General features: G+C 65.9%; 25 protein-coding genes. 11 read left to right on the top strand and 14 right to left on the bottom strand.

The window, feature by feature from the left end; all coding sequences use genetic code 11:
• Window positions 1-17: 17 nt before the first annotated feature.
• Window positions 18-1,325, bottom strand: a complete 1,308-nt coding sequence (locus tag KWG56_RS03755) for a YceI family protein (RefSeq protein ID WP_219353779.1) — start codon at window positions 1,323-1,325, stop codon at window positions 18-20.
• A gap of 69 nt (window positions 1,326-1,394) precedes the next feature.
• A complete protein-coding gene (locus KWG56_RS03750) occupies window positions 1,395-2,093 on the bottom strand; it encodes a YceI family protein (protein WP_201100738.1) in 699 nt (232 codons plus the stop codon).
• A 136-nt stretch (window positions 2,094-2,229) separates the two neighbouring features.
• Between KWG56_RS03750 and mutL the strand changes: the two genes are divergently transcribed.
• The gene (mutL, locus tag KWG56_RS03745) at window positions 2,230-4,134 is read left to right on the top strand and encodes a DNA mismatch repair endonuclease MutL (protein WP_219355399.1); all 1,905 of its coding nucleotides are present in this window, start codon (window positions 2,230-2,232) and stop codon (window positions 4,132-4,134) included.
• A 15-nt stretch (window positions 4,135-4,149) separates the two neighbouring features.
• Here the strand turns inward: mutL and KWG56_RS03740 are convergent, their stop codons facing one another.
• The gene (locus tag KWG56_RS03740; protein ID WP_219353778.1) at window positions 4,150-5,682 is read right to left on the bottom strand and encodes a KAP family P-loop NTPase fold protein; all 1,533 of its coding nucleotides are present in this window, start codon (window positions 5,680-5,682) and stop codon (window positions 4,150-4,152) included.
• Window positions 5,683-5,755: 73 nt separating this feature from the next.
• Here KWG56_RS03740 and KWG56_RS03735 point away from each other — a divergent pair, with 73 nt between their 5' ends.
• Window positions 5,756-6,217, top strand: a complete 462-nt coding sequence (locus KWG56_RS03735) for a low molecular weight protein-tyrosine-phosphatase (RefSeq protein WP_219353777.1) — start codon at window positions 5,756-5,758, stop codon at window positions 6,215-6,217.
• On the opposite strand, the gene KWG56_RS03730 is transcribed toward KWG56_RS03735, so the two are convergent.
• Window positions 6,198-6,488 carry a hypothetical protein gene (locus KWG56_RS03730; protein WP_219353776.1) on the bottom strand — a complete coding sequence of 97 codons (291 nt, stop codon included), beginning with the start codon at window positions 6,486-6,488 and terminating at the stop codon, window positions 6,198-6,200. The two genes, KWG56_RS03735 and KWG56_RS03730, sit on opposite strands and share 20 nt — an antisense overlap.
• Window positions 6,489-6,599: 111 nt before the next feature.
• Between KWG56_RS03730 and KWG56_RS03725 the strand changes: the two genes are divergently transcribed.
• The 3 genes from KWG56_RS03725 (at window position 6,600) to KWG56_RS03715 (ending at window position 8,147) form a co-directional block, all read left to right on the top strand.
• Entirely contained in the window at window positions 6,600-7,118 is a 519-nt protein-coding gene (locus KWG56_RS03725; protein ID WP_219353775.1) for an RNA polymerase sigma factor, read from the top strand.
• Window positions 7,115-7,696: a hypothetical protein gene (locus KWG56_RS03720; protein WP_219353774.1), complete on the top strand. Its 582-nt coding sequence runs from the start codon at window positions 7,115-7,117 to the stop codon at window positions 7,694-7,696. The genes KWG56_RS03725 and KWG56_RS03720 overlap by 4 nt, the downstream gene beginning before the upstream one ends.
• A gap of 175 nt (window positions 7,697-7,871) precedes the next feature.
• Entirely contained in the window at window positions 7,872-8,147 is a 276-nt protein-coding gene (locus tag KWG56_RS03715) for a YjhX family toxin (protein ID WP_201100732.1), read from the top strand.
• Here the strand turns inward: KWG56_RS03715 and rsmD are convergent.
• The 3 genes from rsmD to KWG56_RS03700 are packed head-to-tail and all read right to left on the bottom strand — an operon-like array spanning window position 8,130 to window position 10,770.
• On the bottom strand, window positions 8,130-8,705 hold the full coding sequence (rsmD, locus tag KWG56_RS03710) for a 16S rRNA (guanine(966)-N(2))-methyltransferase RsmD (RefSeq protein WP_219353773.1): 576 nt from the start codon (window positions 8,703-8,705) through the stop codon (window positions 8,130-8,132). The genes KWG56_RS03715 and rsmD overlap by 18 nt on opposite strands.
• 3 nt (window positions 8,706-8,708) lie before the next feature.
• Complete coding sequence (locus KWG56_RS03705) at window positions 8,709-9,134, bottom strand: GFA family protein (RefSeq protein ID WP_244999620.1); 426 nt, start codon at window positions 9,132-9,134, stop codon at window positions 8,709-8,711.
• Between the two features lie 22 nt (window positions 9,135-9,156).
• Window positions 9,157-10,770 carry a pseudouridine synthase gene (locus KWG56_RS03700; RefSeq protein ID WP_219353772.1) on the bottom strand — a complete coding sequence of 538 codons (1,614 nt, stop codon included), beginning with the start codon at window positions 10,768-10,770 and terminating at the stop codon, window positions 9,157-9,159.
• Window positions 10,771-10,782: 12 nt separating this feature from the next.
• On the opposite strand from KWG56_RS03700, the gene tadA reads away from it, so the two are divergent.
• A complete protein-coding gene (gene tadA, locus KWG56_RS03695; RefSeq protein WP_219355397.1) occupies window positions 10,783-11,241 on the top strand; it encodes a tRNA adenosine(34) deaminase TadA in 459 nt (152 codons plus the stop codon).
• Between the two features lie 41 nt (window positions 11,242-11,282).
• Complete coding sequence (locus KWG56_RS03690; RefSeq protein WP_236261426.1) at window positions 11,283-11,708, top strand: MliC family protein; 426 nt, start codon at window positions 11,283-11,285, stop codon at window positions 11,706-11,708.
• A gap of 214 nt (window positions 11,709-11,922) precedes the next feature.
• Here KWG56_RS03690 and KWG56_RS03685 read toward each other — a convergent pair whose 3' ends face one another.
• The 3 genes from KWG56_RS03685 to KWG56_RS03675 all read right to left on the bottom strand — a co-directional run bounded on the left by KWG56_RS03685 (window position 11,923) and on the right by KWG56_RS03675 (window position 14,699).
• Entirely contained in the window at window positions 11,923-12,507 is a 585-nt protein-coding gene (locus tag KWG56_RS03685) for a GNAT family N-acetyltransferase (RefSeq protein WP_219353771.1), read from the bottom strand.
• A gap of 516 nt (window positions 12,508-13,023) precedes the next feature.
• The gene (gene aroB / locus KWG56_RS03680) at window positions 13,024-14,136 is read right to left on the bottom strand and encodes a 3-dehydroquinate synthase (RefSeq protein ID WP_219353770.1); all 1,113 of its coding nucleotides are present in this window, start codon (window positions 14,134-14,136) and stop codon (window positions 13,024-13,026) included.
• The gene (locus tag KWG56_RS03675; protein ID WP_219353769.1) at window positions 14,133-14,699 is read right to left on the bottom strand and encodes a shikimate kinase; all 567 of its coding nucleotides are present in this window, start codon (window positions 14,697-14,699) and stop codon (window positions 14,133-14,135) included. The genes aroB and KWG56_RS03675 overlap by 4 nt, the downstream gene beginning before the upstream one ends.
• A gap of 125 nt (window positions 14,700-14,824) precedes the next feature.
• Here KWG56_RS03675 and KWG56_RS03670 point away from each other — a divergent pair, with 125 nt between their 5' ends.
• The 4 genes from KWG56_RS03670 to KWG56_RS03655 all read left to right on the top strand — a co-directional run bounded on the left by KWG56_RS03670 (window position 14,825) and on the right by KWG56_RS03655 (window position 17,870).
• Entirely contained in the window at window positions 14,825-15,727 is a 903-nt protein-coding gene (locus KWG56_RS03670) for a tyrosine recombinase (RefSeq protein WP_219353768.1), read from the top strand.
• A gap of 88 nt (window positions 15,728-15,815) precedes the next feature.
• Complete coding sequence (locus KWG56_RS03665; RefSeq protein WP_219355396.1) at window positions 15,816-16,763, top strand: acetyl-CoA carboxylase carboxyltransferase subunit alpha; 948 nt, start codon at window positions 15,816-15,818, stop codon at window positions 16,761-16,763.
• A 79-nt stretch (window positions 16,764-16,842) separates the two neighbouring features.
• Window positions 16,843-17,397 carry a response regulator gene (locus tag KWG56_RS03660; protein WP_219353767.1) on the top strand — a complete coding sequence of 185 codons (555 nt, stop codon included), beginning with the start codon at window positions 16,843-16,845 and terminating at the stop codon, window positions 17,395-17,397.
• Window positions 17,394-17,870, top strand: a complete 477-nt coding sequence (locus KWG56_RS03655; RefSeq protein ID WP_219353766.1) for a chemotaxis protein CheE — start codon at window positions 17,394-17,396, stop codon at window positions 17,868-17,870. Before KWG56_RS03660 ends, KWG56_RS03655 begins: the two co-directional genes overlap by 4 nt.
• On the opposite strand, the gene KWG56_RS03650 is transcribed toward KWG56_RS03655, so the two are convergent.
• The 4 genes from KWG56_RS03650 to KWG56_RS03635 all read right to left on the bottom strand — a co-directional run bounded on the left by KWG56_RS03650 (window position 17,858) and on the right by KWG56_RS03635 (window position 23,536).
• Entirely contained in the window at window positions 17,858-19,702 is a 1,845-nt protein-coding gene (locus tag KWG56_RS03650; protein ID WP_244999723.1) for an ABCB family ABC transporter ATP-binding protein/permease, read from the bottom strand. The genes KWG56_RS03655 and KWG56_RS03650 overlap by 13 nt on opposite strands.
• A gap of 151 nt (window positions 19,703-19,853) precedes the next feature.
• Window positions 19,854-20,870 carry a threonine aldolase family protein gene (locus KWG56_RS03645; protein ID WP_219353764.1) on the bottom strand — a complete coding sequence of 339 codons (1,017 nt, stop codon included), beginning with the start codon at window positions 20,868-20,870 and terminating at the stop codon, window positions 19,854-19,856.
• Window positions 20,870-21,793 carry a mechanosensitive ion channel family protein gene (locus KWG56_RS03640; RefSeq protein WP_219353763.1) on the bottom strand — a complete coding sequence of 308 codons (924 nt, stop codon included), beginning with the start codon at window positions 21,791-21,793 and terminating at the stop codon, window positions 20,870-20,872. The genes KWG56_RS03645 and KWG56_RS03640 overlap by 1 nt, the downstream gene beginning before the upstream one ends.
• Before the next feature lie 45 nt (window positions 21,794-21,838).
• Window positions 21,839-23,536 carry a cisplatin damage response ATP-dependent DNA ligase gene (locus KWG56_RS03635; RefSeq protein ID WP_219353762.1) on the bottom strand — a complete coding sequence of 566 codons (1,698 nt, stop codon included), beginning with the start codon at window positions 23,534-23,536 and terminating at the stop codon, window positions 21,839-21,841.
• Window position 23,537 lies beyond the last annotated feature (1 nt).

Raw genomic sequence — 23,537 nt, 5'->3', positions numbered from 1 at the left:
GCCAGAAGGCGCGAACCCTATCCCGCCCGCTTCGCCGACACCTTGATCTGTACGCCGATCATCTTGGACACCCAGTCCGCTGTAGCGTCGGATTCCATGCCCAGGTTCAGAGCCGTGCGGTCCAGCTCCAGCTTGCCTTCAACGGTCGCAACGCCTCCGGTTTCGGTGAAGGTGAAGGGCAGAACAACCGGCACGGTCACCGTCTTGATCTTCAGCGTGCCGGTCGCCTCATATTTATCGCCGCCCAGCGAATGGAAGCTGGACGCCTCGAACCGGGCCTCGGGGTATTGGGCCGGATCAAACCATTCCGCCCCCTGCAGAGAGCCTTCCTGCGTCGGGTCGCCGGTGCGAGCGCTGGCGGTATGGACTGTCACCACGGCCTTGGAGCCCGCCAGATCGGCCGGGTCGAACCAGACCTGACCCTGCCAGCGGTCGAACCGACCCTTGAAGCCCTTGCCAGCGTGAGTTCCGGTGAAGCCGATGCTGGAGGCTGCGCTGTCGATGGTCCAGGCGGCGGCGGTTCCGGGTGTCACGGCGGCCTCAGCCGGAGCAACAGGCGCAGACGCAGCAGCAGGCTTGGCCTCAGCCGTCATCGGCAGGCCCGGCTGAGCATAGGGACGCGCGGCGATGGCCCCGGCCGCGGCGATCACGCCGATCAGGCCCAGACCCACGGCCCGCTCCGCCCAGGGCGAGCGCGGCGCATGTCCCAGCCCGGCATGACCCGACTTCAGCCAGGGCAGCATGTGGGACAGCACCCCGTCACGATCCAGGAACTGATGCTTCAACGCGGCCCCGACGTGCAGCACGATCAGCACCACCGCGCCCCAGGCCAGCAGCGAGTGCGCGCCCATGGCCTGGAAGGCCAGCGCCCGCTTCACGCCCGCAGGCAGGTCGGCGACGCCCGGCAGATGCGGGATCGGGAACAGGCCGAACCAGCTGGTCGCGACCTCCAGCGCCTTATCGGTCGAGACGGCCCAGCCGGCAGAGACATACAGCCAACCCGTCAGCGGCAGGGCCAGCATCAGTCCGTAGAAGGCCACATGTGTCGCGCTGGCGGCGAAGGCCTCCCACCGCTTCATCCCGCCCGGCAACGCAGGCGGACGATGCGTCAGACGCCAGATGATCCGCAGCACCGTCAGCCCCAGAATCAGGAAGCCAATCGACTTGTGAATCTGGAACATACGATAGGCCAGCGCCTGGGTGTCGGGATGTCCGATGGCCGAGGTCATCCATAATCCCATCGGAATCATCGACAGGATGCACAGCGCGATCACCCAGTGCAGGGCGATGGCGACGGAGGAATAGCGGTGGCTGGCGGCGGTCATGGTCGTCTTCAGATTAAGCCTAAAAGCCTGGGGCGGCGAGCCATCCGACCCGCCGCCCCGATAGTCGTCTTAGTTCGCCGGAGCGGCAGGCGCCGCCTTCTGGATGAACTCGCCGTCGAAGCGGATGGTCACTTCGTCGCCGACCGGGCCGACCGCCATGCCGAAGTCCGAACGCTTGAACGAGCCCTCAGCCGCAAAGCCGACGGCCGGAACCTGAGCGAACGGATGACGCTCGATCTCGCCGTTGAAGGTCGTCTTCAGCGTGACCGGGTGCGTCTGGCCCAGGAAGGTCAGGTCGCCCGTCACATCGGCCGTGCGCGCGCCGGTCTGCTTCACCGACGTCGAGACGAAGGTGATCGACGGGAAGGCCTTGGCGTTCAGGAACTTGACGTTGTTGGCGATGTCATCGCTCCAGCTGGCGAAGCCGGTCGCCGCGTGCGACGCCTTGTAATCCGCCGGATAGGAGGCGCTGACCGAGGCCGGGTCGATCTTGGCCGTGATCTTGGAGTTGGCCAGGTTGGCGGGGTCCAGCGTCAGCGTCGCCTCAAGCTTGTCGAAGCGCGCGGTGTAGTGGGAAATCGTGTTGTGCAGGACCGACCACTGCAGCGTGGCGTGGGTGGGGTCCAGCGCATAGTCGCCAGCCGGGGCCTTAAGCGTGACCGGCGCCTCTGCCGTGGCGGCGGGCGCGGCGGCTGGCGCCTCGCCCGGACGGTTGCATGCCGCCAGCAGAGCCAGGGCCGACAGGGCGGCGATATGACCAAATTTCATATGGAGCGTTCCTTCAAACGGATTAGTGCAGCCAATGTAGTGTCACGCCTGAGCGTTTTGCAACAGCGAATGTTGCAGATCAGAATAATCATTGATCGTGGCGCGAATCCGTCGCCGCGCCTATCTTTCGGGCCACATGCCCATTCGCCGCCTCTCCCCCGAAACCGTCAACCGCATCGCCGCCGGCGAGGTGGTCGAACGGCCCGCCAGCGCCATCAAGGAGTTGGTCGAAAACGCCCTGGACGCGGGCGGCTCCAATATCGAGATTCAGGCCGACGGCGGGGGCCTGTCGCGCATCCTGATCGCCGACGACGGCAAGGGAATTCCCAAGGCCGAACTGCCCTTGGCCATCGAACGCCACGCCACGTCCAAGCTGGAGCCGGATGACGCAGGCGACGTGGACCTGCTGCGCATTCATACGCTGGGCTTTCGGGGCGAGGCCCTGCCCTCCATCGGCTCGGTCGCGCGCCTGTCGATCACCACCCGATCCCGCGACGAGAAAGAGGCCTGGGCCATTCAGGTCGAGGGCGGCGACACGCGCGCCCTGTCGCCCGCCGCCTTCCCCGGCCCGCACGGCGCGCGGGTCGAGGTGCGCGACCTGTTCTACGCCACCCCCGCCCGGCTCAAGTTCATGAAGTCCGAACGGGCCGAGGCCATGGCCATTTCGGAAGAGATCAAGCGCCAGGCCATGGCGCACGAGGCCGTCGCCTTCACCCTGTCGCTGGACGGCAAGGTCACCCTGCGCCTGCCCGCCGAACATCCGGGCGACGAGGGCCGCCTGAAACGCCTGTCCGCCCTGCTGGGCCGCGATTTCGAGGCCAACGCCCTGCTGATCGATCAGGAGCGGGACGGCGTGCGCCTGACCGGCTATGCGGGCCTGCCCACCTATTCGCGAGGCAATGCGGCGCACCAGTACCTGTTCGTCAACGGCCGCCCGGTGAAGGACCGGCTGCTGCAGGGCGCCCTGCGCGGCGCCTACGCCGACTTCCTGGCGCGCGACCGGCATCCCGCCGCGGTGCTGTTCCTTGAGATCGACCCGCTGTTCGTGGACGTCAACGTCCACCCGGCGAAGGCCGAGGTGCGGTTCCGCGATCCGGCCCTGGTGCGCGGCCTGATCGTCGGCGCCCTGCGTCATTCGCTGCACGCGGCGGGACACCGCGCCTCAACCACCGTCGCCGCCGACGCCCTGTCCGGCTTCCAGGCCCACACCGGCCTGAACACGGGCGCCGCCTACAGCCCCAGTTCACCGTCCGCCCAAGGCTTCAGCGGCTGGACCGGCTGGTCCCAGCCCGCCGCAGCCGCCCAGATCATCCCCGGCCTCAACGAACGCAGCGCCCGCGTCGAGCCGACATGGGAGCAGCCGTCCTGGCCCCAGCCCGCGCCCTTCGCCCACCAGCCGACCGACAGCCAGCCTGCGCCAGGCTATTTCGGCAATCCCGCGCCCGTCGTCGACCCCCTCGACTATCCGTTGGGCGCCGCGCGAGGCCAGCTTCACGCCAACTATATCGTCGCCCAGACCCGCGACGGCCTGGTCATCGTGGACCAGCACGCCGCGCACGAGCGTCTGGTCTATGAGCGGATGAAGGCCCAGATGGCCCAGGGGGCGGTGACCCGTCAGGCCCTGCTGACGCCCGAGGTGGTCGATCTGGACCCCGCCGAGGCCGAGCGCGTCGCCGCAAAGGCCGATGAACTGGCGGAGATGGGCCTGATCGTAGAGGCCTTCGGCGCGGGCGCCGTTCTGGTGCGCGAGACCCCGGCCCTGCTGGGCGACACAGATGTTCAGGGGCTGATCCGCGACATCGCCGATGATCTGGCCGAACATGGCGCGGCCCTGAGCCTCAAGGAGCGGATGGCAGAGGTCTGCGGCACCATGGCCTGCCACGGCAGCGTCCGCTCAGGCCGCGTCCTGTCCGCCCCCGAAATGAACGCCCTGCTCCGCCAGATGGAAGCCACCCCGCATTCCGGTCAATGCAACCACGGACGGCCTACGTACGTGGAGCTGAAGCTGCACGATCTGGAGAAGCTGTTCGGACGGCGGTGAGACGGCGCAAACGGCCTAGGAAAATCGCCCCACCACCTCCATCAGGCGAGAATAGTTTGCTGGACTAGACATGTCACTCCGATCCCTATTGAACAAATAATTACTTATACTACTAGCTATACGATCTCCACTATTCACCAGACCAAACAACTTGTTATGATCTAAATGTAGAACATCGCTCACCTGAACAAAGTAATCGTTCGCTGACATGTAATCGTACGTACCATTGAATCCTCCAGAATAGAACGCGATTTCCAACTTAGTCGAAACTTGAGGCATCAACGCGTGAACCGGCACATGCAAAGCCTTTGCCACCACATACGGAAGCAGCACAGGAGCAAACAACGCCTGCCCCCTCACAACAGCCATGCACGTCTGAAGCAAATCCCCCACAGAATATGCGGATCTTGCGCTCAATCCGTATAATTCCATGTAATGCGAGATAATAGCGTCTGGGTTTACATTTCTAGTTAATTCACCATCGATTCTCACATCGGGCATTTCCAGACGAGATAGATCTAACAACATATTACTGTTGATATATGATACTAGCGGCCTAAGATTTGGCGCTTTTAATGTATACTGCCTGTCAATAAATCTACGCAGATAAGATACACCATCAAACTCCGAACCGTACGCGGCTTTTATTGATTTCGACAGCTGGCTCGAATTCAATCCAAGAACAAACACTACGCCAGGAACGTCGAATAGATGCTTTAGCTCTTCGAGAAGTTTTATCGCGTACGGCGGCCTACATCGATCCAACTCATCGATAATTACCACGATAGGCGAACGCAATTCCGAGTTACCTGACACCTTGACCAAATGAGCCAAGCTTTCTTTGAGATCTCTGATTGCGGTTTGACCTAGCTCAAAACTGGCGATTCTATCCGCCATGAGTTTTTTCGGTGATTTTTGAGAAAGACCATCTACGATCCCGTCGCCAAGGACTGATGCAACGTCCTTAAGGTCATCTTCGGCACCTCGTTGACCATCAACGCCAACACATTCCAATAGTTCGCCAGCCACAGACTCTGTTATCGCCAATGCTATGACTTTTTTGGCAATTCCCTTACCGACTATCTTTGCAACAGCCCCAACTTTGCTCGTGACCAAATGCATAGCTTCAGCAACGACTTTATCCTTCTTGGACAGTGGATCTAGGGCTTTCTTCAACGTTGCAGCTATCGCGGTCAGTGGATCATCGGCAAGGTCATCAGACCAAGCATCTACAAAGGCCACCGAATGATTTACGCTGAGATGGCGAGCAAATCGCTTCAAGAAGAATGACTTGCCAGTGCCGTATTCGGCGTCGACCGATATCGTGAAACCCTTGTGATCCTCTCGAAGGCTGGGACGCCCCGCAATGCTCTCTATATAGGCCGCAAGCATGTCGGCATCGGCTCGGCGCGAAAACAGGTCATCTGCCCAAATGTCAGCATAAGGATCAGAGGTCGGTGACGGCGAATCAGGCATACTAAAGTGTGCGAAGAGCCACTGAGGATTGCAACGCTTGACGCCAACTTCCGCCGCGTCTGAACGGACCATGACATCCGCTGTATCAGCAGGTGTATCATCGGTCAGTTCCTAGCAATGCTGCAGACCATTCGGTGAGAAACTCATGCCCTCCATCCTCTTCGTCTGTCTCGGCAACATCTGTCGCTCGCCTCTGGCGGAGGCGGCGCTGCGGGCTGAGGCGCAGCGGTTGCGGATGGATCTGATCGTGGATTCCGCAGGCACGGGCGGCTGGCACATCGGCGAGGCGCCCGATCCGCGCGCTCAGGCCGTGGCGCACAGGCATGGGGTCGATATTTCCGGCTATCAGGGGCGGCAGGTGAAGCCTGCGGACTTCCGACGCTTCACCCACATCATCGCCCTCGACCGCGACAATCTGGCCAATCTGCGCCGCATTGCGCCCGCAGATGCGACCGCCGAACTCAGCCTGCTGCTGGACCATGTGCCGGGCCGCGAGGGTCAGGCGGTGGCCGACCCCTATTTTGGCGACGACGACGGTTTCGACGTCACCTGGGACGAGGTCACGCAGGCGGCCCGGAACCTGGCGCTCAAGCTGCGCGGCCGGTGATGCGCCGCCAGATGCGCTTGCGGGCCTCGACCACCGACACGCCCAGCAGGGCCGCCACGGTCCAGAGCAGCGCCTCGGTCGACACCGCCGCCACGATCGCCAGGGTGATCCGCGCCCCGCGATCCACGTCCAGATAAAGCCCGATCCCCAGCGCGATCCAGGCGCACACCGCCGCGACCAGCAGCAGCGCCGCCAGCACCTTCAGGAAGCCCTTGCCGCGCGTCAGCACGCCGGATTTGGCCTTGCCTGAGGTTCCGGTTTCAATCGTCATGGCGAACTCCTTTGGTTTTTCGACGCCTGAGGTGAAAGTCTCGGCGATCTGCTGAGTCTTTCATCCCGACCGACGATTTCCCCACCAGCGATTTCACGGAGAGCGCCGCGCTTGGGACGCGACCAGAGTTTTGAGGCCCTGCTGAGCGAACACGGCGCCATGCTGCGCCGGATCGCGTCCGGCTATGAGGCGGATCGCGAGCGCCGCCGCGAACTGGAGCAGGAGATCCTGCTGGCCGTCTGGCGCGCCGTGCCCAAACACCGGGGCGAGGCGCCGCTGCGCGCCTTCATCGCCCGCGTGGCCCATAACCGCGCCGTCACCCATGTGGCGCGCGAGGCGGCCGAACCCCGCCGCCAGCCTCTGGACGAGGGTGCGCCCAGCAGCGAGCCCACGCCCCATGACGCCGCCGAGACGCGCGACATGCACCAACGGCTGGAGCAGGCGGTGCGCGCCCTGCCCCTGTCGCTGCGCCAACCCGCCCTGTTGACGCTGGAGGGTTTCGCCCCCGCAGAGATCGCCGAGATGCTGGACCTGAACGCCAACGCCGTCTCCATCCGCCTGACCCGCGCCAAGGCCGCCCTGCGCGAGGCGCTCAATCCCGCCGCCCCCGCCCCGGAGGTTCGCCCATGACCGATCCCAAAGACGACTGGTCCGACCTGACCCAGGCCTGGACCGCGCCCGCCGTCGACGAACCGGCGCTGGCCCCCGGCCTGATCCGCGATCTGCAAAGACGCGACCGTCTTGCGCGGCTGAACTTCGCAGGCGAAATCGCGGGCGGCGTCGCGGTGGTCGCCGTCGTGATCTGGAGCAGCTGGGCGCGGGGTCTGCCGTGGTCGGCGGCGTTCGTGGCGCTGGGCTTCATCGGATTCGCGCTGGCCATGACCCTGTGGTCCCGGCGCGGCGATCCCGGCCTTCTGACCGATACACCGCAGGCCGCCCTGCGCTCGGCCATCGCCCAGGCCCGCACCGGTTATCGCTGGGCCTGGGCGGGGGTGGCGATCAGCATCGCGGCGATGGTTTTCCTGGCGGTGGTCCAGACCCTGCTGCCAGGCTCGCCAGGCGGCGATGCGGGAATGATGCTGGGTTTTGGCGTCTTTCTTGTCATCTGCATCGGTCTGTACCTGCGCCACGCCCGGCGCTGCCGACAGCGGATGGCGGCGTATGAGGAGGCGCTGTCCGCCCTGTCCGATGCGTCGCGCACGGATTGAAACCTTTGCCGCGTCTGGCTAGGCTGGCCCCTCACCTGTTGGGACTTTCATGTCTGAGAATGTGTTCACGGCCTGAGGCCCGGACGCTGAAAACCGTCTGAGGCCGCACGCTACGCCCCGCGTCTGAATGATCGACGCCGGGCGCATGACGACGCCTGTCCCGGACAATACTGAAATGAACATCTCCCGTGCGGAACAACGCACGCTTCACGCCCTGGCCCAGGGCGGACGCATCCTGCTGGAGCGCGACGATCAGGGCCGCATCATCGCCGCCCGCTGCTTCACCCGCGAAGGCTGGGTGCTGGACGGCTGTGATCTGACCATGTGGCGCAGCCTGAAACGCAAACGCGTGATCATGTCGCGCGGCGGCGGTCCCTATGTGGTCAATCGCGACGGCCTGAGCCGCCTGCGCAGCCAACTGGACAACCGCACCTCAGCGCGAGGCTTCTAGGGCCCTGAGGAACAGGACGCGCGCGGCGCCATAGTCGCGTGCGTCCAACCGCTCATAGCCGGGCGTGTCGATGTCGGGCTCGTCCGAGCCGCGCTCGAACACCACGATGGCGCCGGGCTTCAGCCAATTGCCTTCGGTCAGGCGCAGCAGCGTCTGTTCGCCCAGCCCCTTGGCGTAGGGTGGATCGAGGAAGGCGATGTCGAACGCCTCGCCCGCCGAGCCTGGACGCACGCCCAGGTCCGTGGCGCTGCGCCGATGCACGCGCGTGCGCCCCATCAGGCCATAGGCGTCGGCGTTCTCGCGAATGGCGCCGCGCGCCTCGTCTTCAATCTCGACAAACAGGCAGAAGGCCGCGCCGCGGCTGACGGCCTCGAAACCCAGCGCGCCCGAACCGGCGTACAGGTCGATGACCCGCGCGCCGCGCAGGGGCTCTGCCCAGGACGCATGTTCCAGCACATTGAACACAGCCTGCCGCGCCCGGTCGGACGTGGGGCGAGTGTTGCGCCCCTCCGGCGCGACAATGGCCCGGCCCTTCAGCGATCCCGCGACGATGCGCATGGATCAGACGTCCGACGGCGCATACATCGCCATCAGTTGGGCCTCGGTGATGCGTGGACGGTCGCCCGCCATCGCATAGTTGCCGGGCTTGCGGTCGATGCAGACCTCGTCCTCGAACACGAAGGCGCCGGGGTCGTCGAAGGCCTGGACCGACACCATGGTCATGCCGCCGGCCCGCAGACGCCAGAACAGGCCCGAGCCGCAGGTCGGGCAGAACTGACGCTCCGCCCATTCCGACGAGGCATAGGATGCGACCTCGCCCTCGACGACGACGCTGTCGCCGCAATCGACGCTCAGCGACACCCCGCCGGAAATCTTGCGGCAGGCCTCGCAGTGGCAGGCGTGCATGCCGCCCTTGGGCGTGGCGGTGAAGCGCACGCCGCCGCACAGGCAGCGACCAGCGACCGACGCGTCAGAAGCCGTATCCATCCGTCAGATCCTCCGACCGGCCTTAGCGCGGGGTGCGGGGCTTGCCGCCCGGTCCACGCCCGCTGGTCCCCGAAGGCCCTGCAGGCTTGCCGCCGCCGCTGCGTGGGGGGCGGGTGTCGCGGCCGCTCGATGCGCCGGCGCCGAATCCGCCGCTGCGTGGCTTGAAGTCGCGCTTGCCGCCGTCAGGCCCGGCCGTGCGCGGCTTGTATTCCCGCTTGGGACCATCGCCGCCGCGCGACGGTGCGCCCTCACGGGGTTTGAAAGCGCGAGCCGGACGGTCGCCATCCTCACGCGGCGCATAGGCGCGCGCGGGGCGGTCGCCGTCTTCGCGCGGGCGGAAGCTGCGCGCTGGACGTTCGCCGTCGGTCGGCGCGCCCTCGCGCGGCTTGAAGGTGCGCTTGGGGTGGCTGGTCTTGGGCGCCGCCTTGGCCCAGCCTTCCTTCTTCGGCGGGCGCTCGCGGCGCTCGACGGCATCAGCCTGGGCGGTTTCGGCGGCGCGGACGCGGCTGGGCTTACGCGACGGGTCCGACATGGCCGAGCCCGAGCGCCCCTTGACGATAGGCGTCGAGATCCGGCGACCGGGGATGGGCGCAGGCGTCTCGACCGTGTTGCCGGTCGGCAGGTTCTCGGGGCGGATATAGTCGCCCAGCAGTTCGCGGATCACGCGCGGGCCGACTTCCTCGACCGAGCCGATCGGCAGCACGTCCAGACGGAACGGGCCATAGGCCAGGCGGATCAGGCGATTGACCGTCAGGCCGACCGATTCCAGCACCTTGCGGACTTCGCGGTTCTTGCCCTCGGTGATCGAGACCGAGATCCACAGGTTGGCGGGCGCACGACCGTCGTCGGCCTTGCTTTCCTTGGCCTTGTCCAGTGTGGCCTCGATTGGCCCATAGGACACGCCGTCCACGACGACGCCTTCCTTCAGCGCATCCAGCTGCGCCTGGGTGATCTTGCCGCGCGCGCGGGCGCGGTACTGGCGCACCAGCGCCGTCGAAGGCAGCTCCAGCGCACGGCTCAGTTCGCCGTCGTTGGTCAGCAGCAGCAGGCCTTCGGTCGCGAGGTCCAGTCGTCCGACCGAGATCACGCGCGGCAGACCCGCAGGCAGGGCGTCGAACACCGTCGGACGTCCCGCCGGGTCGTTATGGCTGGTCAGCAGGCCCGCAGGCTTGTGATAGCGCCACACGCGGGTGGATTGGGTCGAGCCGATGGGCTTGCCGTCCACGGTGATCACGTCATCGCGTGTCACCAGGGTCGCGGGCGTGTCCAGGATGCGGCCGTTGACCGCCACCTTGCCCAGACCAATCAGGCGTTCGACCTCACGGCGTGAGGCGATTCCGGCGCGGGCCATCGCCTTGGCGATTCGCTCGGCGCGCAGCGGGGTTTCCGGCGTCGTGGACGGCTTGCCGTCCCGGCCTGCGCCCCTGTCGGCGCGAGGACGGTCGCCCGCCCCTGCCCGGTTCGGCTTGTCGCCAAAACGCTTTGGGCCGTCGTCGCGAGGGCTGCGTGGCTTGTCGCCAAAGGATTTCGTCCCGTCACCGCTCTTGCGGGGACCGGAGGATTTAAAGGGCCGAGGCGACCGTTCGTCTTGACGGGCGCGGGGCTTCTTGTCGTTGTCGTCTGTATGGCGGACCATGATGAGCGGTTCATGCGCATGGCGCTGGACCAAGCGCAAGCGGCGGCAGACGCAGGAGAGGTGCCAGTAGGTGCAATTCTTGTCGATCCTGCCTCAGGTGAGGTAATTTCGACCGGCGCCAATGGTCCGATTGCAGCCCACGACCCCACAGCACACGCAGAGATCGTGGCCATGCGCCGCGCAGCGACGGCGATGGAGAACTACCGTCTCACCAATCTGACGCTCTATGTGACGCTGGAGCCGTGCGCCATGTGTGCGGGCGCCATCAGCCACGCCCGCATCGGCCGCGTCGTCTGGGCGGCCGACGATCCCAAGGGCGGCGCTGTCATCCACGGCCCGCGCCTGTTCGAACAGCCCACATGCCACTGGCGTCCCACGACGGACTCAGGTCTTCTGAGCGAGGAATCGTCCAGCCTGCTCAAGGCCTTCTTCCGTCAAAGGCGGGGAACGGCTGCAAGGGGCGCACGTTAAGACGCGGCGCCAAGCGGCGCCGTCGCCATGAGGAGATCGCCTTGTCGAAGTCGGGCCTGCCATCGTCAGTCGCGCTCAGCGGCCTTGCCGTTCTCAGTCTTCTGGCGGCGTGCGGCCCCAATCCGAACCAGGCGCCGCGCACCGGCGACGAGGTCAAGCAACGCGCCATCGACGCACAGACCGCCCGCCAGCGCACGGGCGCCGAGATCCAGGACCGCACCCTGAACCGCGTCGTCCACACGGTTTACCTGTGCGACAACGGCGAACGTCTGTCGGTCGATTTCGACAATCCGCGCCAGATGGCCACCGTCCGCAACTCATCCGGCGAAGCGGTCGACCTGTTCCAGGAACGCGCCGCCGACGGCATCTGGTACCGCGCCTCCAACGTCGAACTGCGCGGCAAGGGCGTTCTGGCCACCTGGTCCGTCGAAGGACGCCAGCCGACCCAATGCCGCGCGGTGGATTAGGTCCAATCGACATTTAGCCTCGAACCGTCATTCCGGGGCGTCCAAAGGACGAACCCGGACCCGAAGGGCGGCGCGTAGCAGCCAACCCAGGAGACGTGCATCTGACGTCGAACGCCTTTAGCCAAGCGATTGTGGCCCTGGGTTCCGGGTTCTTCGCTTCGCTTCGCCCCGGAATGACGAATTAGGAGGGCGGCGCACTGAATGTCGATTGGACCTAGAATCCTGCCAATCGGTGATCCAAACGATCCCGCGCGGTCGGCCATTCGTCATCCAGGATCGAGAACACCGCCGTATCGCGCGCGCGGCCCTTCCACGTGATCTTGTGCCGACGCAGCACGCCCTCGGCCTTTGCGCCCAATTTCAGGATCGCGGCCTGGCTCTGCGGGTTGATGGCGTCGGTGATGATCTCGACCCGGATCGCGCCTGAGCCGAAGGCGTGACCCAGCAGCAGGCATTTGCAGGCCGGGTTGATCGGGCCGCCGCGCGCCTCAGGGCGATAGAAGGTTGAGCCGATCTCGCACCGGCGATAGGCGGGATTGATCTCATAGATGCTGGTCGTGCCGACGATCACGCCATCCGACAAACGCCGCACCGCATAGGCGATCCGCGTCCCGGCCCGCATGGCCGCGAGAGCCGAAGCCCACCAGCCGTCGAAATGCTCGCCGTGCGCTGCCGTGACCATGATCTCCCAGGCGGCGGGGTCGCAGTCCAGCGCTACACGCACCTCGTCACGCAGCGCGTCGGTGAAGGGCTCCAGCCGGACGAATCGGTCTTCCAGCACCGTCGTGGCGATCTGCATCAGGATGCGCCTTCTTCGATCAGGAAGGTCGAAAACGCCGCCACAATATCTTGCGACCGTTCTCTCATTAAGGACGATCTAAAGAAATATCGCCGTCCTCCCGCGCCCTCGATAACGATGCGCCCGGGATCGCTCGAACTTCTGCTGACCGAAGCAATCTCAGCGAGCGGGACGACCACATTCCTCAACCCCCGGATTCGCAACGCGCCATTCTCGCTGAAAAGGGCGGCCTCTTCGGTAAGGCTTTTCACCAGATGGGTATGGCCACAGCGCACAACACCGCGCATCCTAGCATGGCCGGGACCAATGTGAGCACCACCGTCGCCGGGCTGCGTCGTCCGCCATAGGTTCCTTGACCGACCTCCAATAGCATCCAGCAGCATCCGACCAGCATCGCCAACACAAATAAGGTACACGCGCAGATTTTTAGCCGACTGTAAGTCGCGAAACGCTTGCCAGATAACATGTAATCGCCCCCCGACCGACGCCCATGGGCCAGTCTCCCGTGAAAAACGCTCAAGATGAAGACGTCACGCCTTCTTCGATCAGGAAGGTTCGAACCTTGGCCGTGTCGACGCCCTTGGCGACGAAGGCGTCGCCGATTCCACGCGCCAGGATCAGGGTCAGCGCTCCACCCTCGGCCTTCTTGTCGCCCGCCATCAGGGCCAGCAACCGGTCCGCTTCGAACGCCCCTGCCTGCGCCAGCCGTGTCGGCAGACCCGCCGCCGCGATCACCGCCTCCACCCGCGCGACATCCTCCGCCGAACACAGGCCCTCGCGCGCCGAATAGCGGAAGGCCATGCAGCAACCCAGGGCCACCGCCTCGCCGTGCGCCAGCGCGCCTTCGTCAAAGCCCACTTCCGTCTCGACGGCGTGGCCGAAGGTGTGGCCCAGGTTCAGCAAGGCGCGACGCCCGGCTTCCTTCTCGTCCTCACCGACTACGGCGCTCTTGATTTCGACCGAGCGGATCACCGCGTGCTCCAGCGCGGCCGGATCACCCGACGCGCCCGCCGCGCCCTCGCCCGCCAGCCAGTCGAAGAAGTCGGCGTCGCAGATCAGCCCGTGCTTCAGCACCTCGGCCCAGCCCGAGCGCACCTGGCGCTCCGGCAGGGTCGCCAGCACGTCGATGTCAGCCAGCACCAGACGCGGCTGGTGGAAGGCGCCGACCAGATTCTTGCCGCGCGGCGTGTCGATGGCCGTCTTGCCGCCAACCGACGAATCCACCTGCGCCAACAGGGTCGTCGGGATCTGCACGAAATCGATGCCGCGCATGTAGAGCGCCGCCGCCAGACCGGCCAGATCGCCCACGACGCCCCCGCCCAGGGCGATGACCACATCCTTGCGGTCCAGCCCGATCTCCAGCAGGCGATCCAGCACGCGTTCCAGTTCAGCAAAAGACTTCGATCCCTCACCCGCCGGAACCGCCACGACCTCGCTGCGAACACCCGCCGCCGTCAGCGACGCCGTCAGCGCCTCGGCATGAATGGCCGCCACCGTCTGGTCGGTGATGATGACTGTGCGGCCCTTGGCGATAGGCGAGACATGCTTGCCGACCTCCGCCAGCAGCCCACGCCCCACCACCACGTCATAGGCCGCAAAGGCCCCGCCGCTGACCGGGATTGTCGTCATTTTCTCGTCTCCGCACGACGCCTCTGCCGCCAGTGCCGGCGCAGGTGCTTGTGAATGGCGTCAACCGCCTGTCCGTGAGAGCCCTGCCCCACGTCCACGGTCACATCCGCCTCGCCATAGATGGGATAGCGCGCCTCGGCCAAGGCGCTCAGCACCTGAAGCGGGTCCTTGTCCCGCAGCAGGGGGCGGGTGTCGCGCCGCGCCACGCGCTCGGCGATGACCAACAGGTCGGCGCGCAGCCAGACGGTGTCGGCGCGTTCTTTCAGCAGCGCCCGCGTCTCGGCGTTCATCATCGCTCCGCCGCCCGTCGCCAGCACGATGGGCGGGCCTTCCAGCAGGCGGCGCATGACCCGCGCCTCGCCCGCCCGGAACTCTTCCTCGCCCAGGGCGGCGAAAATCTCGGACACCGTCATTCCGGCCGCCGATTCGATTTCGACATCGCCGTCGGCGAAGGGCAGTTTCAGTCGATTGGCCAGCCTGCGCCCCACCGACGATTTGCCCACGCCCATCAGCCCGACCAGGGCTATGGTGCGGCTCGGCCCTGGATTCGCGCGCCGCCTCATCCGGCGGCTCCGGCGGAACGGTCGGTCGATAGGACGGCAAGGGCGAAGGCGCAGGCAGGCATGATCGGGAAAACCTCTACACCAAGCCCGACCATGCGCCATCCGTTCACGGCATGGATTGCGCAATGACGCCGCAGATCGAAGCTTTTCTGGAAATGATGGCGGTCGAACGCGACGCCTCGCCCCATACCCTGTCCGGCTATAATCGCGACCTTTCCGACGCGGAGACGGCGCTGTCCGACGCGGGCGGACTGATGAAGGCGGATGCTGAAGCGGTTGAGGGGTGGTTCGCCGATCTGTCGCGGCGCGGCCTGTCCGCCGCCACTGCCGCGCGCAGACGGTCGGCCGCACGCCAGTTCTACCGATTCGCTCTGGCCGAGGGTTGGCGCACCGACGACCCGTCACGTCGGCTGGATGCGCCCAAACAAGGCCGCTCCCTTCCCAAGGTTCTAAGCCGCGACGAGATCGACCGCCTGCTGACCGCCTCCGCCGCCCGTGACGCAGCGGCGGGTCTCCGTCTTGTCGCCCTGGTCGAGATGGCCTACGCCTCAGGGCTGCGCGTGTCGGAATTGCTGGGACTGAAGGTCGAGGCGGTGCGGCGCGATCCCGCCTATCTAATCGTGCGCGGCAAGGGCGGCAAGGAACGGCTGGCCCCGCTGAACACCGCCGCGCGTGAGGCCGTCAAGGCCTGGCTGATCGCCCGCGACGCCAAGCGTAAACCGGAGGCGCCGGACAGTCCGTGGCTGTTCCCCTCGTCCGGGCGGTCCGGCCATCTGACGCCGCGCCGCTTCGCCCAACTGCTGGATGAGGCCGCCGTCACCGCTGGAATCGACCCGTCGCGCGTCAGTCCCCACGTCCTGCGCCACGCCTTCGCCACCCATCTGCTGGAAGGCGGCGCCGACCTGCGTGTCGTCCAGACCCTGCTGGGTCACGCCGATATCGCCACCACCCAAATCTACACCCACGTCGCGACGGACCGACTGGCCCAGGTCGTGCAACAAAACCATCCTCTGGCGCGCGATGACTGAACCCCGCTTGCCGCGCGGCGCTGACCTCTTTAGTTTCCCCCGCCTTCCCTAGGGGCGCTTTGTGGCCCCGCTGTTCCCGGACGCCTTTATGGCCACGCACTATCTCGACTTCGAAAAGCCGATCGCCGATCTGGAAGCCAAGATCGACGAACTGTCGGCCCTGTCCGAAACCTCGGGCTCGTTCGAATCGGAAATCGCAGGCCTGCGTAAAAAGGCGGAGCAGCTTCGCAAGAAGACCTACGCCGGGCTGGACCCCTGGATGAAGACCCAGGTCGCGCGCCATCCGCAGCGTCCGCACTTCATCGACTATGTCGAGGCCCTGTTCACCGACTGGAACGAGTTGCACGGCGACCGTCAGTTCGGCGACGATCAGGCCATTCTGGGCGGCCTGGCTCGTTTCAGGGGCCGTCCGGTCGTGATTATGGGTCATGAAAAGGGCCACGACACAGCCACCCGCATCACCCACAACTTCGGCATGGCGCGGCCTGAAGGCTATCGAAAGGCCGTGCGCCTGATGGACATGGCCGAGCAGTTCGGCCTGCCGGTCCTCAGCTTCGTGGACACCGCCGGCGCCTATCCGGGCCTGGGTGCCGAAGAGCGTGGTCAGGCCGAAGCCATCGCCCGCTCGACCGAGCGGTGCCTGACGCTGGGCGTGCCCTCCATCGCCACCATCACCGGCGAAGGCGGTTCGGGCGGCGCCATCGCCATCGCCGCCGCCAGCCGCGTGCTGATGCTGGAGCATTCGATCTATTCGGTCATCTCGCCGGAAGGCGCGGCCGGCATCCTGTGGCGCGACGGCACGCGGGCCAAGGACGCGGCCATGGCCATGAAGATCACCGGCCCGGACCTGATCAATCTGAAGATCGTCGACCGCCTGATCGAAGAACCCCTGGGCGGCGCCCACGCCGACCGCAAGGCGGCCCTGACCAACGTCGGCAATGTGCTGGCGGAAGAATTGAAGAGCTTCGAAAGCCTGTCGCCCAAACAGATCAAGAAGCAGCGCGCCGAGCGCTATTACGCCATCGGCGCCCTGTAAAAACGAACACCGTTAACTGACTATCCACCTCAACCTGCCAAGCTTTGCAGGTTGAGGACATGAAGGCGGGCGACCGGCCATGACAATGCTGGGCGACACCCTTCGCGAAAGCGCGATCTTCAATCTTGAGGGCGCGGTGACCATGGTGGTGGACGATTCGCCCTTCTCCATGACCCTGACCTCCAGCGCCTTGTCCGGCTTCGGCATCCGCCCCGCCTTCACCCTGGGCTCGGGCCTCGAAGCCAAGCAGATTCTGCAGGATACGCCGATCGATCTGTTGATCGTCGACACCGCCATGCCGGACATCGACGGGTTCGAACTGGTCCACTGGCTGCGGCGCTCTGCGCCCAATCCCAACGCCTTCGCCCCTGTCATCATGACAGCCAGCCATATCAAGCGCGCCCAGTTGAAGCGTGCGCGGGACTGCGGCGCCAATTTCGTCGTCACCAAGCCGTTCAGCGCCGGCATGTTGCTGGAGCGGATTCTTTGGATCGCTCGGGACAATCGGCCGTTCCTGGAGGTCGGAGACTATTTCGGCCCCGACAGACGGTTCCGAAACGAGATCTGGGAGGGCGAGGAACGCCGCGCCAACATGAAGAACACGGGTAGAAAAGGCGGGAGTATCAGCCTGTGACTGTCATCACCCATACCCAACGCCGCTCGCGTCTGGCCGAAATGGTCGATCGTCCTGGCGGCGTCAGCGTCGGCTCGGCCCTAGCCAAGGCATCGGCCAATCTTGAGGTCCACAAAGATCAGGCCCGCGCGATCATCGGTGACGGCATCGCCACGCTTCTGGCGCCCCAATCGCCCGACCTGCCGGAGGCCGTGCGTCTGGACCTGGCCTACGCCGCATCGAGCCAGATCATCGACGCGGCCAACCCGTTTGCGATGGACGACCTGTGCACAGCCGCCAAGGGTTTGTGCGACCTTCTGGACGCCGCCCCGCGCCAGGGCGGCTTCGACTGGCGAATTGTCACCGTCCACGCCCAGGCGATGAAACTGCTGCTGGCCCTGCCGCCGCAGGACGCTGAGGCGCGCACCCTCATCCTCAGCAACCTGCATGAGGTTCTGAAGCACAAGCTGTCGTCAGGCGATCAGGCGGGCTGAGCCGACTTTCCGCCGCGCGTCTGTTTGCGCCACAGAGCGGCGTATTCCCCGCCCTGGCGGGCGACCAGTTCATGGTGCGCCCCGCGCTCGACGATGCGACCGGCCTTGAGCACCAGAATCTGATCCGAATCCGCCACGGTGGAAAGTCGGTGGGCCACCACCAGGGTCGTACGGCCCGAGCGTGCACGGCGAAGGGTCTTCTGGATCGCCGCCTCCGTGCGGCTGTCCAGGGCGCTGGTCGCCTCATCAAGGATCAGGATGCAGGGATCAGCCAACAGGGCGCGGGCGATGCCGACGCGCTGACGCTCGCCGCCCGACAGTTTCAGCCCGCGCTCGCCCACGCGAGTCTCCATGCCTTCAGGCAGACCACGGATGAAGTCCGACAGCTCCGCCGCCTCCGCCGCCGCCCAGATCTCGGCCTCGCTGGCGGTGGGACGCGCAAAGGCGATGTTGGCGGCGATGCTGTCGTTGAACAGGGCCACGTCCTGCGGCACCAGGGCGACGGCGGCCCGCAGCGAGGCCTGGGTCACCTGTCGCGCGTCATGACCGTCGATCAGGACGCGGCCGTCCTGCGGGTCCAGCAGACGCAGCGCCAGCTTGACGATGGTGGATTTGCCCGCGCCTGAGGGGCCGACCAGAGCCGTCGTCGTGCCCGGCGCGGCGTAGAAGCTGACGTCCTCCAGCCCGTTTGCGCGGGCGTCGTGGCGGAAGCCGACGTGTTCGAACTCGACGGCTGCGCCCCGCGCATCGACTGGACGGGGCAGATCCACGGCGTCCGGCGCATCGGCGACCTGCGGCGTCTGGCGCGTGACCTTCAGCATCTCCTCCATGTCGATGAAGGACTGACGGATTTCGCGATAGGCGAAGCCCAAAATGTTCAGTGGCGCATACAGCGAGATCATGATCAGCACCGCAGCCGTCACATCCCCCGGCCCCATCCGCCCCGCCGCCGCCTCGAACCCGGCCATCACGGCCATGACGCCGAGCCCCAGGTTCATGATCAGGGCCTGCATGCCGTTCAGCAGGTTCAGCGAGGTGTTCGCCTTCAACGAGGCCTGGGTGTAGTCGCCCAGCGCCCGATCATAGGTCTGAGCCGCCCGCGCCTCTGCGCCGAACGACTTGACCGTCTCATAGTTCAGCAGGGCGTCCACCGAGACGCCCGCCGCCTCGGAATCGGCGGCGTTCATGACGCGCCGGTGCTCCAGCCGCCAGTTGGACATGGAGAAGGTCGCCACCGTGTAGATCACGACGACAACCACGGCGACGGCGCCGAACCGCCAGTCATATTTGCCGCCCAGCACCGCCGCCGCCAGCGCCAACTCGACCGCCGTGGGCACAAGGTTGAAGGCCAGAATCCGCAGCAGGAAGTCCACCGCGCGCGAACCCCGGTCCATTGTCCGCGACAGGGCGCCGGACCGCTTGGTCTGGTGAAAGTCCAGCGAAAGGCTCAGGGCATGGGCGAAGGCCTCCGCCGCCGTCGCCCGCTGGGCCGCCGCGCGAACCGGCGCGAAGACGACGTCGGACACAAGCGGCGCGCTGGCCGACAGAAAACGAATGAGGGTCCAGCCAATGGCGAAGGCGGCAAAACCCCAGCCCATGGCGACCGCTGCGCCCTGCCCGGCCGCCAGTTTGTTGACCGCCGCACCCAGCACAAGGGGCGCCAGCACGCCCAGTCCCTTGCCCGCCAATGTCAGTATGACGGCGAACGCCAGCCTTAGTCGCAGGTGCGACGCGCCCGAGCGCGCCACCAGACGCGACAGATCGGCCAACGCCTGCAGCATGGGCGGACCATCAGTCTTGTCCTGAAGGGTTCCGGCCTGTTGAGCCTTCATCATGGGGTCGCGCCGACCTCCCGAGCGTTCGCCGCGTATCGCCATGATCCGCATATGGACGCCCTATAGGGCCGCCGAAAGGCCACGCCTGGTTTCAGGTCGACAAATCCGGCCTAAACAGTGACTTGCGCCCTCGGCCTGACACGCCCGGTCAGCTAATCGCGGAAATCGCCTCAAGCAGTTCATCGACAACCTCTTCAGTCGTCGCCCACGAACAGACGAAACGCACCGACCCATCGTCGAACTGATAACAGGCCCAACCGGCGGCGTTCAGGCGGGCGTGGGCGTCGTTCGACATCCGCACGAAGACCGCATTGGACTCGACCGGATGCGCCAGGACGAACCGCGACCGTGTCACGATGCCATCCGCCAGGCGCCGCGCCATCAGGTTGGCGTGCGCGCCGCCGCTTTCCCAATCGCCGCTCTCCAGCAGTCCCAGCATCGGCCCGGCCAGCAGACGCGCCTTGGACGCCACCTGCCCCGCCTGTTTCAGCCGGTTGTCGAACCGCCGCGCCAGTGACTTGTCGAACAGAACGACGGCCTCGGCGCAGTTCGCGCCCGCCTTGGCTCCGCCAAACACCAGGATGTCGACGCCCAGACGCGGAATATCCTTCAGGTCAAACCCTGCCGCCGCCGCGTTGGCCAGCCGTGCGCCATCCATATGCACGCCGTAACCCAGCGCCTTCACGGGCTCGATCAACTGACGCAGTTCTTCCTCGGTATAGACTGTGCCGTATTCCGTGGCCTGGGTGACGGACAGGGCCGCAGGCGGCTGGCGGTGGGCGACCTCAGGCTCGGCCAGTTGCGCGCGCAAGGCCAACGGATCAATCCGGCCCGAAAAACCCGGCAGACCGATCAGGCCCACGCCCTGGCCAAAGAAGCCCGGCGCGCCCGTCTCGTCCGTGCAGACGTGGGCTGCGTTGTGCGCCAGCACTGCTTCGAATGGGAAGGCCAGCATCGACAGGGCGATGGCGTTGGCCGCCGTGCCGCTGAAGACAAAGCGCACTTCGGCGTCGGCGTCCACGCGCTGACGGATCTGATCGGCGGCGCGTTCGGTGATCTCGTCACGGCCGTAGGCGGGGACATGCCCCGAGTTGGCGCGGATCAGGCCCTCAACCGCGCTCGGCACCATGCCAGCGGTGTTGTCAGAACCAAAGTCGTAACGCATCAGGCCGTCTTTCCGTCCGTCGGCGCAGAACGCGACGCCGAGGTTTCATTTTCATAGGGTATGGCGACCTGATGCGGGTACGGGATGTCGATCCCCGCCGCATCCAAGGCTTCCTTGCCGCCCTGCATGATGTCCGCCTGCGCCTGCCACCAGTCGCCGACGTTGACCCAGGCGTGAAGCGTGATCTGCACCGAACTGTCCAGCAAGGCGGTGACGCCGGTCCAGGGTTCGGGGTCTTTCAGGATCTTTGGGTGCGCGCTGGCGACACCCGCCAGCACGTTGCGCGCCTTGTTCAGATCGTCGCCATAGCCGACGCCGAACTTGATTTCGATCCGGCGGGTCTTCTGGCCGGTGATGTTGGTCAGAGGGTCGCTCAGGACCTTGGAGTTCGGAATGACGATCTTGTGGTTGTTGCTGTTCGACAACTGGGTGGTGAACAGGTCCAGACGCTGCACCGTGCCCGACATGCCGCCCACATCGACCACGTCCCCGACGCGGTAGGGCCGCAGAACCAGCAGCATGATCCCCGACGCCACGTTCGACAGGGTGCCCTGCAAGGCCAGACCAACCGCAAGAGACGCTGCGCCCAGAACGGCGATGATCGAGGTCGTCTGCACGCCCAGACGCTGCAGCACCGCGATCATGCCGATGATGATGACGACAACGCGCACCACCTGAACGGCGAAGGTCAGAACGGTGGGGTCATGCCGGAAGCCGCGCACGCGCGACAAGGCCCGGCGCGCTGCGCCCGAGGCCCATTTCGACGCAAAGATCGTCGCGACAAAAATCAGCGCCGCGACACTCAGATTGATGGCCAGATCGCCGGCCGCATCCGTCAGTTTGGCCAGAATGGCGGCGTCGACGGCGAAAGCCTGGCGCGCTTCCGTGACGACCTCAGCTATCGGGGGGGCGTTGGTGAACATAGGCCGGGTCTAACGCGTCGGCAGGCGATTGGAAGCCCTGGGAAGTCAGTTTTTCAGGCTTTTTGCGACCCGCCCGCCGCCGCCCTCGATGGCGTCCAGCAAAGCCATCACATCGGTGATCGTGTTCGCCTCACGCGCAGGCTTGTCCCAGCGGATGCGGCTGACGCGCGGGAAGCGCATGGCGACGCCGGACTTGTGGCGACTGGACCGTTGCAATCCCTCGAACGCCACCTCCAGCACGAGACCGAAGTCCCGCTCGGCGCGAACGGACCTCACGGGTCCAAAACGCTCGACCGTGTGGTCGCGCACGAACTTGTCGAGCTGTTTCAGCTCCTCGTCGGTGAAGCCGAAATAGGCCTTGCCCACCGGCGTCAGCGCGCCCTCATCGGTCCAGACGCCGAAGGTGTAGTCGGAATAGAAGCTGGAGCGTTTGCCGTGTCCGCGCTGGGCGTACATCAGAACGGCGTCAATGACATGCGGATCACGCTTCCATTTGAACCATGGCCCCTTGGGACGCCCCGCCAGATAGGAACTGTCCCAGCGTTTCAGCATCAGCCCCTCCGCCGCCGCGCCGACCGGCGGATCGGCGCGCAATCTGGCCAGTTGGTCCCAATCCGCATACTCAACCTGAGGCGACAGTTGCAGCCGCTCGCCGCCGTGCTGCGCAACCACCGCCGCCAGCCGCGCCCGTCTTTCGGTCAGGGGCAGCGACCGCAAATCCTCGCCGTCCGCGGCCAGCAGGTCGTAGGCCATGACGCCCGCCGGATGCGCCGCCATAAGCTTGGCGTCCACGGTCTTGCGGTTAAGCCGCTGCTGCAGGTCGCCGAAGGGCGCAGGCTGACCTTCGCGCATGACCAGCAGTTCGCCGTCAATCGCCCCCTCGAACGTCAGGGCCTGCATCACATCGGGAAAGGCACCGGAAATCTCGTCGCCCGTGCGTGAATAGAGTTTGGCCACGCCCTGCTCACGCACCGCTTGGACACGGATGCCGTCCCACTTCCACTCAGCGGCGTAGTCGGCGGGCGACAGCTTGGCGAAATCCGCCGCCTCATCCAGCGCCACCGCCAACATGACCGGCCGGAACCGCCCCGGCGCGTCTGGACTGGGCCGCTCCGCCCTGCCCTCCAGCCAGGCGAACAGATCGACATAGGGCGGGTCGATGGCGTGCCAGACCTCCTCTATGTCCGAAACATCGACAGGGGCGAGACTCTGCGTCCGTTCATCTCCATCAGGGTCTGGCGGCGCTGACACAGCATCGGGCCGGATCATGGCCGCCGCTGTCTTGGCCAGACGCGCGGACAGGCCGATGCGCAGGGCGCCCGTCACCAGCTTCAGCAAGGCCCATCGCCCCTTCGGCTCCAGCGCATCCAGCCAGCCTTCGATCAGAGGGCGGACCTCATTGCGGCCTGCGCGCCTCAGCGCATCCACTACCTCCGACAGTTCAGGCTCTCGATTGGGGCGGTGATCGGTCGGCGCGGGCCAGATCAGCGAAACCGTCTCCGCCAGATCGCCGACATAGTCATAGGACCAGCCGAAAAGCACCGGATCGACCCGCGCCTCGACCGCCTTGCGGATCATCGCGGGCTTGGCTGCATCAAAGCCCAGGTCTCCCGTCAACGCCGCCAGCGCCCAGCCGCGATCAGGGTCCGGCGTCGCCCGCAGGTAGTCGCGCACCAGAACCAGCTTGGCGTTGCGCGACGCGGTCAGCGACAGACGATCCAGAAGCTCGGCGAAGGCGCGCATG

The sequence above is a fragment of the Brevundimonas nasdae genome, from assembly GCF_019395145.1.
Lineage (GTDB): Bacteria > Pseudomonadota > Alphaproteobacteria > Caulobacterales > Caulobacteraceae > Brevundimonas > Brevundimonas nasdae.
Note: the sequence above shows the minus strand (reverse complement) of the source record. Positions and strands in the feature narration are given on the sequence as shown.

What these genes read in the sequence shown, in the direction of transcription:
- KWG56_RS03755 (WP_219353779.1), bottom strand. Translation starts at nt 1,325, where the DNA reads ATGACCGCCGCCAGCCACCGCTATTCCTCCGTCGCCATCGCCCTGCAC.
- KWG56_RS03750 (WP_201100738.1), bottom strand. Translation starts at nt 2,093, where the DNA reads ATGAAATTTGGTCATATCGCCGCCCTGTCGGCCCTGGCTCTGCTGGCG.
- mutL (WP_219355399.1), top strand. Translation starts at nt 2,230, where the DNA reads ATGCCCATTCGCCGCCTCTCCCCCGAAACCGTCAACCGCATCGCCGCC.
- KWG56_RS03740 (WP_219353778.1), bottom strand. Translation starts at nt 5,682, where the DNA reads ATGGTCCGTTCAGACGCGGCGGAAGTTGGCGTCAAGCGTTGCAATCCT.
- KWG56_RS03735 (WP_219353777.1), top strand. Translation starts at nt 5,756, where the DNA reads ATGCCCTCCATCCTCTTCGTCTGTCTCGGCAACATCTGTCGCTCGCCT.
- KWG56_RS03730 (WP_219353776.1), bottom strand. Translation starts at nt 6,488, where the DNA reads ATGACGATTGAAACCGGAACCTCAGGCAAGGCCAAATCCGGCGTGCTG.
- KWG56_RS03720 (WP_219353774.1), top strand. Translation starts at nt 7,115, where the DNA reads ATGACCGATCCCAAAGACGACTGGTCCGACCTGACCCAGGCCTGGACC.
- KWG56_RS03715 (WP_201100732.1), top strand. Translation starts at nt 7,872, where the DNA reads ATGAACATCTCCCGTGCGGAACAACGCACGCTTCACGCCCTGGCCCAG.
- rsmD (WP_219353773.1), bottom strand. Translation starts at nt 8,705, where the DNA reads ATGCGCATCGTCGCGGGATCGCTGAAGGGCCGGGCCATTGTCGCGCCG.
- KWG56_RS03705 (WP_244999620.1), bottom strand. Translation starts at nt 9,134, where the DNA reads ATGGATACGGCTTCTGACGCGTCGGTCGCTGGTCGCTGCCTGTGCGGC.
- KWG56_RS03700 (WP_219353772.1), bottom strand. Translation starts at nt 10,770, where the DNA reads ATGGTCCGCCATACAGACGACAACGACAAGAAGCCCCGCGCCCGTCAA.
- tadA (WP_219355397.1), top strand. Translation starts at nt 10,783, where the DNA reads ATGCGCATGGCGCTGGACCAAGCGCAAGCGGCGGCAGACGCAGGAGAG.
- KWG56_RS03685 (WP_219353771.1), bottom strand. Translation starts at nt 12,507, where the DNA reads ATGCAGATCGCCACGACGGTGCTGGAAGACCGATTCGTCCGGCTGGAG.
- aroB (WP_219353770.1), bottom strand. Translation starts at nt 14,136, where the DNA reads ATGACGACAATCCCGGTCAGCGGCGGGGCCTTTGCGGCCTATGACGTG.
- KWG56_RS03675 (WP_219353769.1), bottom strand. Translation starts at nt 14,699, where the DNA reads ATGAGGCGGCGCGCGAATCCAGGGCCGAGCCGCACCATAGCCCTGGTC.
- KWG56_RS03670 (WP_219353768.1), top strand. Translation starts at nt 14,825, where the DNA reads ATGACGCCGCAGATCGAAGCTTTTCTGGAAATGATGGCGGTCGAACGC.
- KWG56_RS03665 (WP_219355396.1), top strand. Translation starts at nt 15,816, where the DNA reads ATGGCCACGCACTATCTCGACTTCGAAAAGCCGATCGCCGATCTGGAA.
- KWG56_RS03660 (WP_219353767.1), top strand. Translation starts at nt 16,843, where the DNA reads ATGACAATGCTGGGCGACACCCTTCGCGAAAGCGCGATCTTCAATCTT.
- KWG56_RS03650 (WP_244999723.1), bottom strand. Translation starts at nt 19,702, where the DNA reads ATGAAGGCTCAACAGGCCGGAACCCTTCAGGACAAGACTGATGGTCCG.
- KWG56_RS03645 (WP_219353764.1), bottom strand. Translation starts at nt 20,870, where the DNA reads ATGCGTTACGACTTTGGTTCTGACAACACCGCTGGCATGGTGCCGAGC.
- KWG56_RS03640 (WP_219353763.1), bottom strand. Translation starts at nt 21,793, where the DNA reads ATGTTCACCAACGCCCCCCCGATAGCTGAGGTCGTCACGGAAGCGCGC.
- KWG56_RS03635 (WP_219353762.1), bottom strand. Translation starts at nt 23,536, where the DNA reads ATGCGCGCCTTCGCCGAGCTTCTGGATCGTCTGTCGCTGACCGCGTCG.